This is a genomic window from Streptomyces sp. SudanB52_2052, assembly GCF_964272415.1.
Taxonomy (GTDB): domain Bacteria; phylum Actinomycetota; class Actinomycetes; order Streptomycetales; family Streptomycetaceae; genus Streptomyces; species Streptomyces olindensis.
Window position 1 is genome coordinate 1,964,161 of sequence record NZ_OZ186796.1, and the last position, 17,326, is coordinate 1,981,486.

Annotated in this window: 13 protein-coding genes and 1 pseudogene; 4 read left to right on the forward strand and 10 right to left on the reverse strand. The window is 72.2% G+C overall.

Features of this window, described 5'->3' with window-relative positions:
• Nucleotides 1–199: 199 nt before the first annotated feature.
• The gene (locus ACSUPV_RS08730; protein WP_051648444.1) at nucleotides 200–520 is read right to left on the reverse strand and encodes a hypothetical protein; all 321 of its coding nucleotides are present in this window, start codon (nucleotides 518–520) and stop codon (nucleotides 200–202) included.
• Nucleotides 521–718: 198 nt separating this feature from the next.
• Between ACSUPV_RS08730 and ACSUPV_RS08735 the strand changes: the two genes are divergently transcribed.
• Complete coding sequence (locus tag ACSUPV_RS08735) at nucleotides 719–1,669, forward strand: zinc metalloprotease (protein WP_037759093.1); 951 nt, start codon at nucleotides 719–721, stop codon at nucleotides 1,667–1,669.
• 22 nt (nucleotides 1,670–1,691) lie between these two features.
• On the opposite strand, the gene mgt is transcribed toward ACSUPV_RS08735, so the two are convergent.
• From mgt to ACSUPV_RS08760, 5 genes are all read right to left on the reverse strand, one after another.
• The gene (gene mgt / locus ACSUPV_RS08740; protein ID WP_436947248.1) at nucleotides 1,692–2,912 is read right to left on the reverse strand and encodes a macrolide-inactivating glycosyltransferase; all 1,221 of its coding nucleotides are present in this window, start codon (nucleotides 2,910–2,912) and stop codon (nucleotides 1,692–1,694) included.
• Nucleotides 2,913–2,960: 48 nt separating this feature from the next.
• Entirely contained in the window at nucleotides 2,961–3,740 is a 780-nt protein-coding gene (gene erm, locus ACSUPV_RS08745) for an ErmE/ErmH/ErmO/ErmR family 23S rRNA (adenine(2058)-N(6))-methyltransferase (protein WP_037759087.1), read from the reverse strand.
• 262 nt (nucleotides 3,741–4,002) lie between these two features.
• Entirely contained in the window at nucleotides 4,003–5,277 is a 1,275-nt protein-coding gene (locus tag ACSUPV_RS08750; RefSeq protein WP_031119469.1) for an ABC transporter substrate-binding protein, read from the reverse strand.
• Nucleotides 5,277–6,110, reverse strand: a complete 834-nt coding sequence (locus ACSUPV_RS08755) for a carbohydrate ABC transporter permease (RefSeq protein WP_031119470.1) — start codon at nucleotides 6,108–6,110, stop codon at nucleotides 5,277–5,279. Before ACSUPV_RS08755 ends, ACSUPV_RS08750 begins: the two co-directional genes overlap by 1 nt.
• Nucleotides 6,107–7,051, reverse strand: coding sequence for a carbohydrate ABC transporter permease (locus ACSUPV_RS08760; RefSeq protein WP_037759084.1), 945 nt, complete (start codon nucleotides 7,049–7,051; stop codon nucleotides 6,107–6,109). Before ACSUPV_RS08760 ends, ACSUPV_RS08755 begins: the two co-directional genes overlap by 4 nt.
• A gap of 160 nt (nucleotides 7,052–7,211) precedes the next feature.
• Between ACSUPV_RS08760 and ACSUPV_RS08765 the strand changes: the two genes are divergently transcribed.
• Nucleotides 7,212–8,075 (forward strand): phosphotransferase enzyme family protein, encoded by an 864-nt coding sequence (locus tag ACSUPV_RS08765; protein ID WP_436947249.1) that lies wholly within the window; start codon nucleotides 7,212–7,214, stop codon nucleotides 8,073–8,075.
• A gap of 17 nt (nucleotides 8,076–8,092) precedes the next feature.
• On the opposite strand, the gene ACSUPV_RS08770 is transcribed toward ACSUPV_RS08765, so the two are convergent.
• The 4 genes and pseudogenes from ACSUPV_RS08770 to ACSUPV_RS08785 all read right to left on the reverse strand — a co-directional run bounded on the left by ACSUPV_RS08770 (nucleotide 8,093) and on the right by ACSUPV_RS08785 (nucleotide 12,489).
• On the reverse strand, nucleotides 8,093–8,815 hold the full coding sequence (locus ACSUPV_RS08770) for a 3'-5' exonuclease (protein WP_031119474.1): 723 nt from the start codon (nucleotides 8,813–8,815) through the stop codon (nucleotides 8,093–8,095).
• Between the two features lie 131 nt (nucleotides 8,816–8,946).
• A pseudogene (locus ACSUPV_RS08775) lies at nucleotides 8,947–10,187 on the reverse strand (SAV2148 family HEPN domain-containing protein).
• A gap of 102 nt (nucleotides 10,188–10,289) precedes the next feature.
• A complete protein-coding gene (locus ACSUPV_RS08780) occupies nucleotides 10,290–11,609 on the reverse strand; it encodes a copper amine oxidase (RefSeq protein WP_436947250.1) in 1,320 nt (439 codons plus the stop codon).
• A 61-nt stretch (nucleotides 11,610–11,670) separates the two neighbouring features.
• Entirely contained in the window at nucleotides 11,671–12,489 is an 819-nt protein-coding gene (locus tag ACSUPV_RS08785) for a Tat pathway signal sequence domain protein (RefSeq protein WP_436947251.1), read from the reverse strand.
• 181 nt (nucleotides 12,490–12,670) lie between these two features.
• Here ACSUPV_RS08785 and glgX point away from each other — a divergent pair, with 181 nt between their 5' ends.
• Nucleotides 12,671–14,812 carry a glycogen debranching protein GlgX gene (gene glgX / locus ACSUPV_RS08790; RefSeq protein ID WP_031119479.1) on the forward strand — a complete coding sequence of 714 codons (2,142 nt, stop codon included), beginning with the start codon at nucleotides 12,671–12,673 and terminating at the stop codon, nucleotides 14,810–14,812.
• A 144-nt stretch (nucleotides 14,813–14,956) separates the two neighbouring features.
• Nucleotides 14,957–17,326, forward strand: coding sequence for a malto-oligosyltrehalose synthase (treY, locus tag ACSUPV_RS08795; protein ID WP_436947252.1), 2,370 nt, complete (start codon nucleotides 14,957–14,959; stop codon nucleotides 17,324–17,326).

Genomic DNA, 17,326 nt, shown 5'->3' on the forward strand with positions numbered 1-17,326 from the left:
CCCTAAGGCGGCCGTCGTGCCCCGTGGGGGTGGGCACGACGGCCGTGGGCGGGTGCCCGGGCCCGTAAATTACTCACCGGTCACCGCGGGGCACAACCGTCTGCCCAGGATCCACACACCGGGGGCACTCCCGCCGCGTGAAAGGGCCCGTTGGTTGCCGGGGCAACCAACGGGCCCTTTCACGCACGGTCCCGGTCGTTCACCCGGCGGGCCGGCGCACGTGCAGCACGTCCTCGTCACAGCGCAGGATCTCCAGCTCCCGGTCGGGGGCGGCGCCTTCGAAGGTGAGCGCCAGGTGACGGTCCGACACGAGGCGCCAGCGGCCGGGCACGGCGTCGGGGGCGTCACCGCGTCCGATCGGATGGTCGACGAAGGTGCCGTCCGGCCGGAACTCCATGCCGCGGCGCCCGCGCGCCGGCGGGAACGGGAAGCCGTCCGGCCGGTACACGCGCACGTCCTCGTGGTCCTCCTCGTAGGAGTGGATCCATTCGCGGAACAGATCCGGCGGGGGCTCTCGCATGACCCGGCACCTCACTCGCCAAACCAGCCAAATTGCCGGTCTTGTACCAGCATGACTAGGATTATCAGTGTATGGGTTCGGAGGGAACGGGCAACCGGCCACTCCGCCCGGCGTCGCCCGGCCCTCGTGGCGCGTCTCATGACGCGCAGTTCCGCAGCCGCGTCGCGCGGCACTCCCCAGCTCCCCCGAGGGGCCGTCATGTCCGATGCGCAGTCCTATCTCCGCGCCACCTCCGCCGACTACAGCCGCTGGTGCGGCGCCATGGAAGTCGACCGCAGACTCCTCACCCTGAACCCCGAGTACGCCGAGAACCGGGCCCAGATCGAGAACACCGCCTTCGCCTACGAGCAACTGGAGCACGTCACCGGACGGCAGAGCCTCGTCGACATCCCCGTCGTCGTGCACGTCGTGCACAACACCCCCGAGCAGAACGTGAGCGCGGCCCAGATCCACAGTCAGATCGAGGTGCTCAACCAGGACTTCCGGGCGAACAATCCGGACGTCAACAAGGTGCCCGGGGTCTGGCAGGAGCTGGTGGCCGACGCGCGCCTGCAGTTCCACCTCGCCCGCACCGACCCGCTGGGACGCCCCACGGACGGCATCACGCGCACCGAGACCTCGGTGACCGAATGGGGCACGGACGACCTCGTCAAGTTCAGCCTGAGCGGCGGCCACGACGCCTGGCCCGCCGACACCTACCTGAACATCTGGGTCTGCCGGCTGCGCCGGGGGCTGCTGGGCTACGCCCAGTTCCCGGGCGGCGCCGCCTCCACGGACGGAGTGGTCGTCACCCCGACCGCCTTCGGCACCACCGGAACCGCCGCCGCGCCGTTCGACGGCGGTCGCACGACCGTGCACGAGGTCGGGCACTGGCTGAACCTGCGGCACATCTGGGGCGACGACCAGGAGGGGTGCAGCGGCAGCGACTTCGTGGCGGACACCCCCAACCAGGCGGGGCCGAACCTCGGTTCACCCGACTTCCCCCACGTGACGTGCGGCAACGGGCCGAACGGCGACATGTTCATGAACTACATGGACTACACCGACGACGCCGCGATGTTCATGTTCACCAAGGGCCAGTCGGCGCGCATGGACGCCACGCTCGACAACGCCCGTCTGACCCTGACCCGCCAGGCCGTCGCGGTGTGACGACGGCCCGGCGCGGGGACCGCTAAGAGAGCCTGTCGGCCTCGCCCCGGCGGGCGGGGAGTTCGGCCTCGATGAGGTCGGCCGCGCGCCGGGTGCCGCCCTCCTCGGCCATCTCCGCCTGGATCTCCTTCAGGCGGCGGGCCACCTCCGGGTCTCCGACGAGGGCGAGAGCCGCCTCGCGCAGGGCCTCGGCGGTCGCCTCCCGCGTGGAAAGCACCCGGGCGACACCGAGGCCCTGGAGCATGTCCGCGTTGCCGAACTGGTCGGCGGCCTGCGGTACGGCGATCATCGGCGTGGCCGTGGCCAGGCCCTCCTGGCTGCCGCCCGCGCCGGCGTGCGTGACGAACAGGTCGGCCTGTTTCAGGACGGCCTGCTGCGGCACCCAGGAGCGCACGTCGACATGGGCCGGGACGTCGCCGAGTTCGGCCGGGTCGACGTGCTTGCCGACCGAGAGCACCAGGTGCCAGCCGGGCAGGTCGCCGAAGGCCCTGACGCACTCCCGGTAGAAGCCGGGCTGCTTGGTGAAGGCGGACCCGAGCGAGACGAGCGCGACCTTCTCGGCACCGGCCGGCCGCCGCCAGTCGCCCTCGGCGGCGCGGTCGCCCTGGCAGGTGCCGACGAAGGAGTACACGCCATCGTCGACCCGGTCCGCGTTGGGCTGGAGCGCCCTGGGGATCAGGACGATGGAGCGGTCGGGCCGGCCCCCGAACGCGTCGGGGTGCAGGGTGATCCCGTTCTCCTCCAGCCAGGCGTGGAAGCGGGCGTAGTAGGCGCGGCCGCGCTCGGTCTTCCTCGGCTCCTCCCACAGGGGCTCGGCGACCTCCTCCTCGTACCCCTCCCAGGCGACCATGGCCGGTGAGAGGGAGATCGCGGGCACGCCCCAGCGGTGGGCGAGGACACGGCCCGGGTAGGAGGCGATGTCGTGCAGCACGAGGTCCGGCTCGTCGCCCTGGTACGCCTCGATGAGCTGCGGGAGGGCCTGGATCGCGTCGTCGAGGAACGGCTCCACGTTGTCCAGCAGCGTGCTCCCCCACGCCTCCGGGTCGTCGTCGGGCGAGGGCAGCGTCGAGGTCCAGGGCTTCGCCTCCGCCCCGGTCTCCGCCACCTTGTCGACGAAGACCGGCGGGATCGCGTAGGTCACCCGGTGACCACGGGCGACGAGCTCGCGGATCACCTCGAGGCTCGGGTTCACATGGCCGTGGGCGGCGATGGAGAACATGGCGATGTGCGCGCGACTGGTCATACGCAGACCCTACGCGAGACGAGACGTCTCGTGCAACTTGTGTGGGCCCTACGAGGTCAGCGCCTCGTGCAGCCGCAGCCACTGCCCCGGGGCCACCTCGCCGACCAGCACACCCGGGTCCAGGCGCGCGGCCCGGAACGCGGCGTCCACCCGCCGCCTCGGATGAGCCCTGCGCAGCGACGCGTTCAGCGAACCGCCGACCCCGCTGAAGCCCAGCTCGACCAGATGCCGCCAGCTCCGGTACGCCGAGGCGTCCAGCAGCGGCGTCCGGCGCCGTTCTATGCGCAGCACCCCGGCGTCCACGCGCGGCACGGGCCGGAAGCCGCGCCGCCCGACCCGGCCGAGCAGCCGCCACTCGTAGCGGGGCCAGCTGCGGACCGTCAGCAGGGTCCAGCCGCCGAAGTCCCCGGTGCGTTTGCGGGCGTACTCGAGCTGGGTGAGGAGGGTGGCGTCGGTGAGGGCGGGCGCCCGCAGGCACCAGTCCACGACGGCCGCGGTCCGGGAGAAGGGCACGTTCCCGGCGACCGAGAAGGGCACGCGCGGCGGGCGCGCCGCCAGGAAGTCCCCGGCGATGACGCGGACCTGGGGCGCGCCGGAGAAGCGGGCGCGCAGGACGGGGACGAGCCGCGGGTCGATCTCGTAGGCGCGCAGCTCCCGACAGCGCGGGGCCAGCGGCGCGGTCAACGCGCCCTTGCCCGCGCCGACTTCGAGCATCAGGGGCACCGGCCCGGCCTGCGGGACGGCGAGCCGGGCGAAACGTTCGGCGAGGGCGCGGTCGGCGAGGAAGTTCTGCGAGAGCGCGCGGGAGGTAGGGGTGGGGCGGGCCATGGCCTGCGGTCCTTTGTCTTCCGTGAGGTGGAGAAGGGCAGCCGAGGGCCCTGACCGGAAGACAGAGGGGAAGACGAGGTGAGACGCCGGGCTCGAGGCTCAGCGGGCGTGGCACCCCGGGCCGGTCAGGGCTCCGGGGCCGCGGCGCGTCCTTGCGGCGCGCGGGCAGCCCCGGACGTGACCGGAGATGTAGATCGCGTTGATACCCACGGGCAGCACGCTAGGCGCCGCCCTCGACGCCGGGCAACGGGTTTTCGCGGGGTCAGCGCTGGTAGCGGGCGAGGACCAGGTTGCCGTCCTCCTCCAGCCGTTCGCGCAGGTCCCGCAGACCGATGGCTCCGCTGTAGTACTCCTGGAGGGCGGGCGTCGCCACTTTGTCCTTCCACTCGGGGTAGCCCCGGACCGTCTGGGCGGGCGCCGGTCGCAGATGCTCCGCGAGGGCGGTGCCGGTCGCCCAGCCGTGCCGCGCGGTGTGCAGGGCGGGGTCCTTCAGCGCCTGGGTTCCGGTGGGCAGCATCCAGTCGCCGAGGGCGAGTCGGACCATGTTCGATGGTCTGAGGAGGAAGTCGATGAAGGCCGCGGCCTCCTTCTTGTGCGGGCTGTCCTCGGCGATGGAGAGGGTCTGCGGGCTGACGCCCTGCGCCGGGCCGCCGGAACCCGCCGGGGCGGGCAGCACCTGCCACTCGAAGCCCTTCGGGGCCTGCTGCACGATCTGCTGGCGGTAGGAGAAGCCGAGCGGGACCATCGCGTATCTGCCGCCGAAGAACCCGGGCAGGGTGTCGGAGCCGCCGCTGCCCAGGGTGGTGGGCGCGGCGCTGCGGTCGGTGCCCACCTGGTCGTGGATGGTGCGCGGCACCACCTGGTCGGCCGCCTCGAACCGGACCGTCACCTTGCCGTCCGCGCCGCGGTGGAAGAGCCGCCCGCCCGCCGACAGGGAGAGGTTGAGGGTGGCGGAGACCGGTTCCTTCAGGGGCCAGGCGACGCCGTACTTCCCCGGGCCGCTGAGGCGTTCGGTGATCCGGCGGAACTCGCTCCAGCTCCAGGGCCGGTCCGGTGTCGGGATCCGTACGCCGGACTCCCGGAGCCATCGCGCGTTGGCGATCAGCACGCGCGGCTCCTGGAGGAACGGCACGCCGTGGACGCCGTCCCCGAAGGTGGTCGTCTCCCAACTGCGCCGCGGGATGTCCGCCTTGAGGCGAGCGGGCAGCAGGTCGGTGAGATCGGCGAGGTAGCCGCCGTAGGCGAAGTCCGCGAGGTCGTCGGAGGCGTCGTGGATGATGTCGGGTGCCTCGCCGCCCTCGAAGGCGGTGAGGAGCTGGTCGTGGACGCTGTCCCAGCTGCCCTGGACGTACTCGACGCGGACGTCCGGGTGGGTGGCGTTCCACTCCGCCACCAGTTCCCTGGTGACCGCGACGGACTCCTCCTGCCAGGCCAGGGACTGGAAGCGCAGGGTGACCGGGCCGTCGTCGCGGCTGCCGCCGGAGGAGCAGCCGGCGAGGAGGAGCAGGAGGACCAGGGCCAGCAGACGGGCGCGCATCAGCTCTTCACCGCCCCGGTGAGCATGCCGCCCGTGATGCGCCGCTGGATGAGCGCGAAGACGACCAGCGAGGGCAGGGTGGCGAGGAACGCGGCCGCCGCGAGGGGGCCGAGGTCGGCGACGCCCTCGGCGCCGATGAAGTGGGTGAGCACCACGGGAAGGGTCTGTTTCTCCGGTGTCTTGAGCAGCACGAGCGCGAAGAAGAACTCGTTCCACGCGGTGATGAAGGCGAACAGCCCGGTCGCCACGATGCCCGGCGCGAGCAGCGGCGCGGTCACCGACACCAGCGTCCGCACCCGGCCGGCCCCGTCGACCGCGGCGGCTTCCTCGAGCTCGCGCGGCACGGCCCGTACGTACCCGGCGAGCATCCACAGCGCGAACGGCAGGGCCCACACCACGTACACCAGGACCAGCCCCGGCAAAGAGTTGATCATCCTGAGGTTCTTCAGCACGAGGAACATTGGGATGATCAGCAGCACGAACGGGAACGCCTGGCTGACCACTACCCAGCCCGTCACCGCCTTGGCGAGCCGGGTGCGGCGGCGGGCGACGACGTAGGCCATCGGCGTCGCGACGAGCACGGCGATCAGGGCCGCCGCGAGCGCGGCCAGCAGGGAGTTGAGGGCCGCGTGCAGCAGCGGCTGCTCGTCGAAGGCCTGCCGGAAGTTGGCGAGGGTGGGGTCCTCGGGGATCCACGTCGGATGCAGGCTGCCCAGCTCGCGCGGCGGCTTGAACGCGGTGGAGACCAGCCAGAGGAACGGGAAGGCGAGGAAGACGAGATAGGCGAGCAGCGCGGTGTACTGGCCGACGCGGGCCGGGGTGCTGGTCCTCACGCGTCGTCACCTCCCTTCAGGCGGCCGGCGAGGAAGACGGCCAGGGCGATCGAGATCACGGCCACCATCACGCAGCCCATCGCCGCCGCGTAGCCGAACTGCCCGTAGCGGAAGGCCTCTTCGTAGGCGAAGAGCATGGGCAGGCGCGTCCGGCCGCCGGGGCCGCCGTTGGTGAGCACGTAGACCAGGGCGAAGGAGTTGAAGTTCCAGATGAGGTTGAGCGCGGTGATGGCGAGGGCGATGGGTCTCAGGGCGGGCCAGGTGACCGTGCGGAAGCGGCGCCAGGCGCCCGCGCCGTCGACCGCGGCGGCCTCGTGGAGTTCGCGCGGGGTGTTCTGCAGCCCGGCGAGCAGCGCGACCGTCGTCTGGGGCATGCCCGCCCAGACGCCGACGAGGATCACGGCGGGCAGTGCGGTCGCCAGCCCGCTGAGCCAGTCCCGGCCGCTGCCCAGGCCCAGGTCGCGGAGGGTCTCGTTGAGGATGCCCGCGTCGGGGTTGTAGACGAGCCGCCACATGATGCCGACGACGACCTCGGGCATGGCCCACGGGATGATCGCCAGGGCGCGGGCCGCCCAGCGCAGCCGCAGGTCCTGGTTGAGCAGCAGGGCGAGGCCGAGGGCGAGCAGGAACTGCGGCACGGTCACGCCGACCGCCCACACCAGCCCGACCCGGAACGACTCCCAGAACAGCGTGTCGTGCAGCAGGTCCCGGAAGTTGAGGCCGCCGATCCACCGGGTGGGCTCGGTGCGGCCCGACTGGGCGTCGGTGAAGGCCAGCAGGATGCCGTAGAGCAGCGGGCCGACGCTGAGCACGAGGATGGGGATCAGGGCGGGCAGCACCAGGAACCAGGCGCCGTGGTCGAGGGCCTGCCGGGGCCGGTCCCTGTCGGGTTTGCGTCCCGCCGGTTTCCTCGGTGGCGGAGCCTCGGTCACCAATGTCACGGAATCAGCCCCTTTGCGCGGTCGGCCGGCCACGTCATGCTCGTGAAGGGGGTGTGCCTCGTCAAGGCACCGCGCACGCGCCGCGACCTGTGCCGATGCGACACTGACCGGCGGATGGCCGGAACACGACGGCACGGGCCGGGGAGGACGGAGGCGGACGATGGACGAGGCACGGGCGCGGGACGTACTGGCGGCGGCGGGGGTACTGCCCGGTGCCGCCCGCGAGGCACGGCTGCTCGCCCTGGGCGAGAACGCGGTGTTCGCCGCCGGTGGCCTGGTCGTGAAGGTGGGCCGCGACGCCGAACTCCTCGACCGGGCGCGGCGCGAGCTGGACATCGCGGGCTGGCTCGCCGAGGCCGGGGTGCCGGCGGTGCGGGCGGCCGAGGGCGAGGCACGGCTGGTGGACGGGCATCCCGTGACGGTGTGGCACCGGCTGCCCGATGCCGTACGGCCCGCCGAGCCGCGGGATTTGGCCGAACTGCTACGGGTCGTGCACGCCACTCCTCTTCCCCCCTTCGAACTGCCGCCCCGCGATCTGCTGGGCGGTGTGGAGCGCTGGCTGCGGCTCGCGGGCGACGCGATCGATCCCGCGGACGCGGCGTATCTGCGCGCGCGGCGGGACGGGTTCGCCGCGCAGGCCGCCGCGCTGACACCACATCTGCCGCCGGGGCCGATCCATGGCGACGCGCTGCCGCGCAATGTGCACGTCGGGCCGGACGGGCCGGTGCTGGTCGATTTGGAGACCGTCTCCTCGGACCTGCGTGAGCACGATCTGGTGGTGATGGCCCTCTCCCACGACCGGTACGGGCTCCCGGACGAGGCGTACGCGTCCTTCACCGAGACCTACGGGTGGGACGTACGGGTGTGGGAGGGGTGCTCGGTGCTGCGCGGGGCGCGGGAGACGGCCAGCTGTGCCTGGGTGGCCCAGCACGCGCCGGGCAACCCGAAGGCGCTGGCCGAGTTCGAGCGGCGGGTGACGTCCTTGCGGGACGGGGACGAGTCGGTGCGCTGGTATCCGTTCTGAGGGCCGGAAAGCCCCTCTCAGACCGGCTCGTCGGCCCACTCGCGCAGCGGCCAGGCCCCGTCGACCAGGGCCGTCGCGTCGCCCTTGCCGCGCAGGAAGCTCTGGAAGTCCGCCGCCCACTGCGCGTACCACTCGATCTGGCGGCGGTGCAGGGCCGCCGGGCCGAGGGAGGCGATCTTGGGGTGGCGGTCGGCTATCGCGGAGGCCAGGCGGGCCGCCGCGAGGGCGTCGGCCATGGCGTCGTGGGCGGACTCCAGGACCACGCCGTACTCCGCGCAGACCGCTTCGAGGTTGCGTTTGCCGCGGCGGTAGCGGTCGACCCAGCGGTCGATGGTGTACGGGTCGATGACCGGGGCCGGGTCCACGCCGCCCAGGCGGTCGCGCAGGGACGGCAGGCCGTACCTGCGCAACTCGGCGGAGAGGAGGGTGAGGTCGAAGGCCGCGTTGTAGGCGACGACCGGTACGCCCGTCTTCCAGTAGGAGGTGAGGACGTCGGCGAGGGCGTCCGCCACGTGGTCGGCCGGCCTGCCCTCGGCCGTCGCCCGCTCGTTGCTGATGCCGTGCACCGCCACCGCGTCCTCGGGGATCGGCACCCCGGGGTCGGCCAGCCACTCCCGGCGCCCTATCGGCCTGCCGTCCCTGACCTCGATCACGGCGCCCGTGACGATGCGCGCCTCGCGCGGATCGGTGCCCGTCGTCTCCAGGTCGAAGCCGATCAGCAGCTCCCGGTGCCAGCCCATGGGCGGGCCCCCCTTCTTGTGGTGCGTTCCCCCAGTGGTCTCCACCCTCGCATGCACCACTGACAATCAGAGGATCGCGTTCCGCTCAGCCGCGACAACGGCCGCGGAAGCACCGGATGACCGGGCACAGTTCACGACACCGGCCGCGAATCCGCCCACATCACCTCGAACTCCTCGCGATAGGTGGGAAAGAGTCCGCTTTCATCGACCTCGCCCGACTTGACCACCTTGCCGCCGTTGCGCAGCACGAACACCGGCGCCTCCATCCCGCGCGTCCGGCGCAGGTAGTTCTGCACGACCGCGATGCCGTCCGCCCCGTCACCGTCGACCAGATAGGCCGTGAAGCGGGGGGTCTCGTCGAAGACCTGGATCTCGAAGGCGCCCGGGTCGCGCAGCCGGGCCCGCACCCGGCGCATGTGCAGGATGTTCATCTCGACGGCGCGGCTGAGCTCGCCGCGCTTGATGCCCAACTCCCGCTCGCGCCGTTTGACCGCGCTGGAAGCCGGGTTGAGGAACAGCAGCCGCACCCGGCAGCCCGACTCGGCCAGCCGCACCAGGCGGCGGCCGGAGAAGTTCTGCACGAGCAGGTTGAGGCCGATGCCGATGGCGTCGAGGCGCCGGGCGCCGCCGAAGATGTCCTCGGCCGGGAACTGCCGCATCAGCCGCACCCGGTCCGGGTGGACGGCGACCACGTCGGCGTACCGGTCGCCCACCAGGTCCTCGACCGCGTCGACGGGCAGCCGTCGCGCGGACGGTACGTCACCGCCCGCGCCGAGCATCTCCAGCAGCCGGGCCGAGGCCCGCTCGGCCTGGTTCAGCACGGCCTCGGACAGGGCCCGGTTGCGGGAGACCACGTTCCGGGTGACCTCCAGCTCGTCCAAGGCGAGTTCGACGTCGCGGCGGTCGTCGAAGTAGGGCTCGAAGCAGGGCCAGTGCTGCACCATCAGCTCGCGCAGCTGCGGCAGGGTGAGGAAGGACAGGACGTTGTCGTCGGCCGGGTCGAGCAGATAACCCTTGCGGCGGCTGACCTCGCGGACCGCGACCGCGCGCTGCACCCACTCCTGCCCGGCGGGTCCGGCGGCGGCCACCACCCAGTCGTCGCCGTGGACGGGTTCGTAGACGGGGCGCAGTACGGCCGCCACGACCGCGCGCAGCCGCTGCTCGACGAGGTTCAGCCAGATGTAGGCCCGGCCGGCCCGCTGGGCGCGGGTGCGCACCTCGCGCCAGGCGTCGGCGTCCCAGTCCAGTTCCGGACCGATCGAGCCCGACGCGTCCATCGGCCGTGCCAGGGACACGGCACGGTCGGGACGTCTGTGGAGTTCCCCTCGTGACCCTCGTCACCAGGGGGCAGCTCCAGCCCTCCCGAGCCCACCCGCGCACCGCCTTCCGCTCCCCTGAGCACTCCCCTTGTCAACGATCAAGGAAGGGTACTCCGGGAGCGGTCGGCGGTGCAGCCGGATGGGCAGGGTCAATCTCAACGGCGCGGCTGCCAGTGCCCGTTCTGCCAGCCGAGCTCGGCCGGAGTGAGCGGATTCATAGCGGTGACGTCGCGCGGGGCGATGGAGAATCCCTGCCAGTGCACGGGCATGGGCTGCTGGTCCTCGTCCCGGGCTATGTGATGGAAGCCGATGTTCATCCAGACCACGGGGTGCTTGAGGGTCTGTCCGTTCACCCACCTGTCGACGGAGGTGCCGGCTCCGCGCCCGCAGTCGCCGGGGTTGTTGCTGGCGAACAGCTCGCACTTGTCGTACTGGGTGAAGTACAGGTCGTGCTTGGTGTAGCCGCGGCCCGGGTACTTGGTGGACGGCCCGGGGACGATCTCGTAGGAGCGGGCGTGCCCGTCCTTGTTCTTGCCGGCCGCGCTGACCACGCGCCACCAGCGGTAGTTCCGGCTGTCCCCGGCGAGCTCCTTGGTGATCTTGGTGCGGGTGGTCTTCGTGGTGGGGGCCCGCTGCCCCCGGGTGGGCGCGGTGACGGTGGAGTCGTACTGCTCGACGCTGTTCCTCGTGGAGCCGTCCAGAGCGAAGTCGAGCCGCCAGAAGGCGTTGTGGCTGTGGCTGGTGGCCTTGGCCTTCGCCCCCTTGCCGATCGGCCAGCCGCGGCCGTCACCGGCGTCGTAGTCGTCCCAGGACAGGCTGCCGGTGGCGCCGACGTTCATGGTGATGGTGCCGTCGTCCTGGAAGCGCCACTCGGTCATGTACTCGTACCAGCCGACCTGGTTCACGGTGTAGACGAGGAGGTCCTTGCCGGCGGCCTGGTAGACCTTGTTCGCGGTGTCGCCCTGCATGCGGTAGGCGTGGCCGCGGGAACGAGTGGTGGTGCACAGGCCCTTGATGGTCGGGGTCTCGTTGACGGAGTCGGGGACCTTGACCGTCTTGATGGTGCCGCCGGGGCACTCGCCGGGTGCCAGGTTCATCAGGCCCTGGGCGAAGTCGAAGCCGGTGAGGTCGTCGTACTCGACGGTGCCGTCGTCGTAGGGGACGTGGATCTGGCCGAGCCGGGCGCTGTTGAGGATCTTGATCTGCCTGGGTTCGCCCTTGGGCCGGTAGGAGATGTCCTCCAGGACGAGGCCGGCCTTGCCGTCGTAGCGCCAGCACATCCGCCAGGTCGTGCCGGTGGAGAGCTTCTGTTCGATGCGGTGGGCGGCGCCGCAGTAGGGCGTGGCCGCCGCGGGGGCGGTTTGCGGCCGGGCGGTGGCCGGACCGGCGCCGGCCGTGGCGCCGGCGGCGAGCGCGGCCACGGTCAGGGCCACGGCCGCCCGGGTGCGGGTCGTGCTGGTGCTGTTCACGCGCATGACGAGGTGACTCCCTGACAGGAGGAGCGAGCGAGGTGGACGGGTGAGCGAAGGAGGGATGTCAGTCGAGGCGGGCGACCTTGCGGGCGCTCAGATCGATCACCAGCGACCTCGCGTCGACCCACGGCCCGTTCTTGATCTTCGGGAACAGCCGCACGCAGCGGTGCTCGCCGCAGCGGTCGAGCGCGGCGGGTTGGGCGCCCGGCGCGGCCCGGTAGACGGCGCCGCTGAGCCGCAGCTGGTCCGGGGAGGTGAGGTCCTCGCCGGTGGCGTCCCGGTAGTCGGCCTTCAGGCCCGTGCCCAGCGGGTCGGCGATCAGGAGTGCGGCCGCCTCGGCCTTCTCGGCACGACTGAGGGGCGGCTGGACACCGCGCTGGGTGCCGGTCCGCACCACCTCGCCGGTGTCGAGGTCGACGGTCCGGGTGACGAGGGTGTCGTCCCGGTAGTCGTAGAACGTCACGTCGGCGCGCCGGGGCGCGTCCGGGTCGCCGACCTCGTCGGACTCCGGTTCGGCGAGGTCGACGCCGAGGCGCTGCGGGCCGCGTTCCCCGTCGACGCTCTCGCCGCTCCGGAAGAGCTGGGGGCTGAGGGCGATCCTCTCGGCCCGCGCCAGCTCGTCGTCGGTGAGCGGGTCACGGCCCTCGCCCTTCTCCCCCTCGGCCGGTGCCTGCTCGACGACTCCCGGCGCCACGGCCCGGCCCGGCGCCGCCGCCCCGCCGGGCGCGTCCTCCTGTCGGACGGACCGCGCCGCCCCGGTCCCCGTGTCGTCCGCGCCCGCCGTGCCAGGCAGGGTGATCCCGACCATCACGGCGGTCCCGGCCAACGCGATGGCCGTACCGGCCACCACCTTGCCCAGGTGGCGGTGCACTATGTTGCGCACATCTTCCCCCTACTCCCCCAACAGCCCCGGGAGTACGTGTTTGCCCCACAGGTTCGGCATACCGCGTATGCACTGGTCACTCGGTAAGAGGGAGATAAGTCATAGGAGGTTCCCTCACTTTCGGGGAGACTCGGGGCCCAGGCGTCCCCACCGGCGCCGCACACCTGAAAGAGTCGTATCCATGCAGGTCTGGCCTGGAGAGGCGTATCCACTCGGCGCCACGTACGACGGCGCCGGCACAAACTTCGCGGTCTTCACGGAGGCCGCGGACCGAGTAGAGCTGTGTCTGCTGCACGACGACGGCTCGGAGACGGCGATCGAGCTCCGGGAGAGCGACGCGTTCGTGCGGCACGCGTACGTGCCGGGCATCATGCCGGGGCAGCGCTACGGGTTCCGGGTGCACGGCCCGTACGCCCCGGAGCGGGGGCTGCGCTGCAACTCGGCGAAGCTGCTGCTCGACCCGTACGCGCGTGCGATCAGCGGCTCGATCAACTGGGGCGAGGAGGTCTACGGCTACCACTTCGACGATCCCGGCCGGCGCAACGATCTCGACTCGGCGCCGCACACGATGACCTCGGTCGTGGTCAACCCCTACTTCGACTGGGGCGACGACCGGCGCCCGCGCACCGAGTACCACCACACGGTGATCTACGAGGCCCACGTCAAGGGCCTCACGATGCGCCACCCGGGGCTGCCGGAGGAGCTGCGCGGCACCTACGCGGCCCTCGCGCACCCGGCGATCATCGAGCACCTCACCGAGCTCGGGGTCACCGCCCTGGAGCTGATGCCCGTCCACCAGTTCGTGAACGATCACCGCCTGGTCGACATGGGCCTGAACAACTACTGGGGCTACAACACGATCGGCTTCTTCGCCCCGCACAACGCCTACGCGTCCTGGGGCGACCGGGGCCAGCAGGTGCTGGAGTTCAAGTCGGCGGTGAAGGCGCTGCACGAGGCCGGGATCGAGGTGATCCTCGACGTGGTCTACAACCACACGGCCGAGGGCAACCACCTGGGCCCGACGCTGTCCTTCAAGGGCCTGGACAACCCGCGCTACTACCGGCTGACCGACGACCCCCGCTACTACATGGACACGACAGGGACCGGGAACTCCCTGCTCATGCGCTCCCCGCACGTGCTCCAGCTGATCATGGACTCGCTGCGGTACTGGGTCACGGACATGCACGTGGACGGCTTCCGCTTCGACCTGGCGGCGACGCTGGCCCGGCAGTTCCACGAGGTGGACCGGCTGTCGTCGTTCTTCGACCTGGTGCAGCAGGACCCGGTGGTCTCCCAGGTGAAGCTGATCGCCGAGCCGTGGGACGTGGGCGAGGGCGGCTACCAGGTGGGGAACTTCCCGCCGCTGTGGACGGAGTGGAACGGCAAGTACCGGGACACCGTGCGGGACCTGTGGCGGGGCGAGCAGCGCACCCTCGCGGAGTTCGCCTCGCGGCTGACCGGCTCCTCCGACCTGTACCAGGACGACGGGCGCCGCCCGCTGGCCTCCATCAACTTCGTGACCTGCCACGACGGCTTCACGCTGCACGACCTGGTGGCCTACAACGACAAGCACAACGAGGCCAACGGCGAGGACAACCGGGACGGCGAGAGCCACAACCGGTCCTGGAACTGCGGGGTCGAGGGCGACACCGACGACCCGGACGTGCTGCGGCTGCGGGCCCGGCAGATGCGGAACTTCATCGCGACGCTGATGCTGTCCCAGGGCGTGCCCATGATCAGCCACGGCGACGAGTTCGCCCGCACCCAGCGCGGCAACAACAACGCCTACTGCCAGGACAACGAACTGGCCTGGGTGGAGTGGCCGGAGGACGGCGAGGACGGCGGGGACTCCGAGGGGGGCCTGAGCGGGGAGCTGCTGGCCTTCACGCGCGCGATGGTGTGGCTGCGCAGGAACCACCCCGTCTTCCGCAGGCGGCGCTTCTTCCACGGGCGCCCCGTGGAGGGCACCCACGACGACCTGTCCGACATCGCCTGGTTCACCCCGGAGGGCCGGGAGATGACCCAGCGGGACTGGGACTCGGCGCAGGCCTCGGCGCTGACGGTGTTCCTCAACGGCAACGCGATCTCCGAGCCGGACGCGCGCGGGGAGCGCATCACCGACGACTCGTTCCTGCTGATGTTCAACGCCTCGCCCAAGCCGCTGGAGTTCGTGGTGCCGGTCGACCACGGGCGGCAGTGGGAGGTCGTGGTCGACACGGCGCTCCCGGAGGGCGTGCCGACGGACACCGGCCCGAAGGTGCAGGCCGGGGACCGGCTCACCCTGACGGACCGGAGCCTGACGGTGCTCCAGCGGCCCGTGTAGCCACCCGGCGGTCCGTAGGGGGTGTCCGCCCAGGGGCCGTGCCGCCGCCGCGTCGTCCGGAAAGAGCCACTCGTCCGGGCGACGCGCGGCGCACCTGGCGCGGGGGATGACACGAACGGCGGCGGGGCGGGTACGTACGTCTCCATGACACCTGAGCGACCTGACCCGGTGGTGCCCACGGCCACGTACCGGCTGCAGCTGCAGCCCGAGTTCCCGTTCGGAGCAGCCGCGGCCGTCGTGCCGTACCTGGCCTCGCTCGGCGTCTCGCACCTGCACCTGTCCCCCGTCCTGGAGGCCGTGCCGGGCTCGACGCACGGCTACGACGTCGTCGACCACGCGCGCGTGCGCGAGGAGCTGGGCGGCGAGGAGGGGCTGCGGGCGCTGGCGCGCACCGCGCGCGAGCACGGGCTCGGCCTGGTGGTGGACATCGTCCCGAACCACATGGCCATGGCCCCGCGCCACAACCGCGCCCTGTGGGAGGTGCTGCGCGAGGGGTCGAAGTCGCCGTACGCGCGCTGGTTCGACATCGACTGGGAGGCCCAGGACGGCCAGCTGCTGCTGCCGGTCCTGGGCGGGCCGCTGGGCGACGTGCTCGACGAGCTGCGCGTCGACGGTGACGTGCTGCGCTACCACGACCACGTCTTCCCGCTGCGCGAGGGCACCGAGGACCTGCCGCTGCCGCATCTGCTGGACGCGCAGTGGTACCGGCCCGTGTGGTGGCGGCTGGCCCGCACCGAGCTCAACTACCGGCGCTTCTTCAGCATCTCCGAGCTCATCGGGGTGCGGGTGGAGGACCCCCAGGTCTTCGAGGCCACCCACGACAAGATCCTCCAGCTGCTGCACGAGGGCGTGATCGACGGGCTGCGCATCGACCACCCGGACGGGCTCGCCGACCCCGACGGCTACCTCACGCGGCTGCACGAGGCGACGGGCGGCCGCTGGACGGTCGTGGAGAAGATCCTGGCCGACGGCGAGCACCTGCCGGCCTCCTGGCCCGTCGCGGGCACCACCGGCTACGACGCCCTGCGGCACGTGGACGGGGTCTTCACCGACCCGGCCGGGTTCGGGGAGCTGCTGGGCCAGTACCGGCGCTTCGCGGCCCCCCAGACGGACCGGGGCGGGCAGTGGGAGGCGACGGTGCGGCGGGCGGCGTACAAGGTCCTCACGCACGAGCTGGCGACCGAGACGGACCGCCTGGTGCGGGTGGCGGCCCGGTTGTGCGCGGCCTCGCCGGAGCCGGCGCTGCGCGACCGGGCGCCCTGGGCGCTGCGCACCGCGCTCCAGGAGCTGCTGGTGCGCATGGAGGTCTACCGGCCCTACGAGTCCGTCGACGCGGCGGCCGTGGTCACCGAGGAGGCCGCGGCCGAGGCCCGGCTCGCCTTCGCGGTGCCGGAGGAGGCCGGCGCGGTGGACGTCGTACGGGACCTGGTGCTGGGGCGGTACGGCGACGGGCCCGCGCAGGTGGAGTTCCGGACGCGGTTCGCGCAGACGTCGTCGGCGCTGCGGGCAAAGTCCGTGGAGGACACGGCGTTCTACCGCTATGTGCCGCTGCTGTCGGCCACCGAGGTGGGCGGCAACCCGGGGAGTCCCGCCCTGTCGCCGGAGGAGTTCCACGCGTACTGCGCGCGCGTGCAGCGCGACTGGCCGGTGTCCGGGACGGTGGCCTCGACGCACGACACCAAGCGCAGTGCGGACGTCCGGGCGGCGCTGCACGTGCTGGCGGAGTGCCCGGACCGCTGGGCGGACGTGCTCACCGAGGTGACGCGCACCGGCGAGGGCGTGCCGGACGCGCAACTCGCGTGGGCGGCCTGGCAGACGGTGTTCGGGCTCGGCCCGGCGTCCGGGGCGCCCGAGCGGGTGCAGGGGGCGCTGCTGAAGCACGTGCGCGAGGCGGGCCTGTACACGAGCTGGACCGAGCAGGAGCCGCCGTACGAGGAGGCGGTGGCGCGGTTCGTGGCGGCCGGGCCGTGCGGGGCGCCCGGTGAGCGGATCGCCGCCTTCCGGGACTCGCTGGAGCCGTACGTCCGGGCCAACGTGCTGGGCACGGCCCTGGTCCAGCTGACGATGCCGGGCGTCCCGGACGTCTACCAGGGGACGGAGGCCGAGTACCGGGCGCTGGTCGACCCGGACAACCGGCGGGCGGTCGGCTTCCCGCCCGAGGAGTCCGGGGGCGGCTCCGGGGACAAGGTGGCGGTGACGCGGGCGGCGCTGGGGCTGCGGGCACGACGGCCCGAGGCCTTCGGCGACACCGCGACCTACACGGCGCTGCCGGCGGAGGGTGCGGCGGCCCGGCACTGCCTGGCGTTCGCCCGGTCCGGGGAGGTGGTGACGGCCGTGACACGCCTGTCGCTGCGGCTCGCCGCGGCGGGGGGCTGGCGGGACACCCGGCTGCCGCTGCCGCCGGGGCGGTGGGCCGACGTGCTGGAGCCGGGCCGGGAGTTCACGGGGCACGCGCGCGTGGCGGAGCTGTTCGCGACCCTCCCCGTGGCACTGCTGGAGAAGGTGGGCGACTGA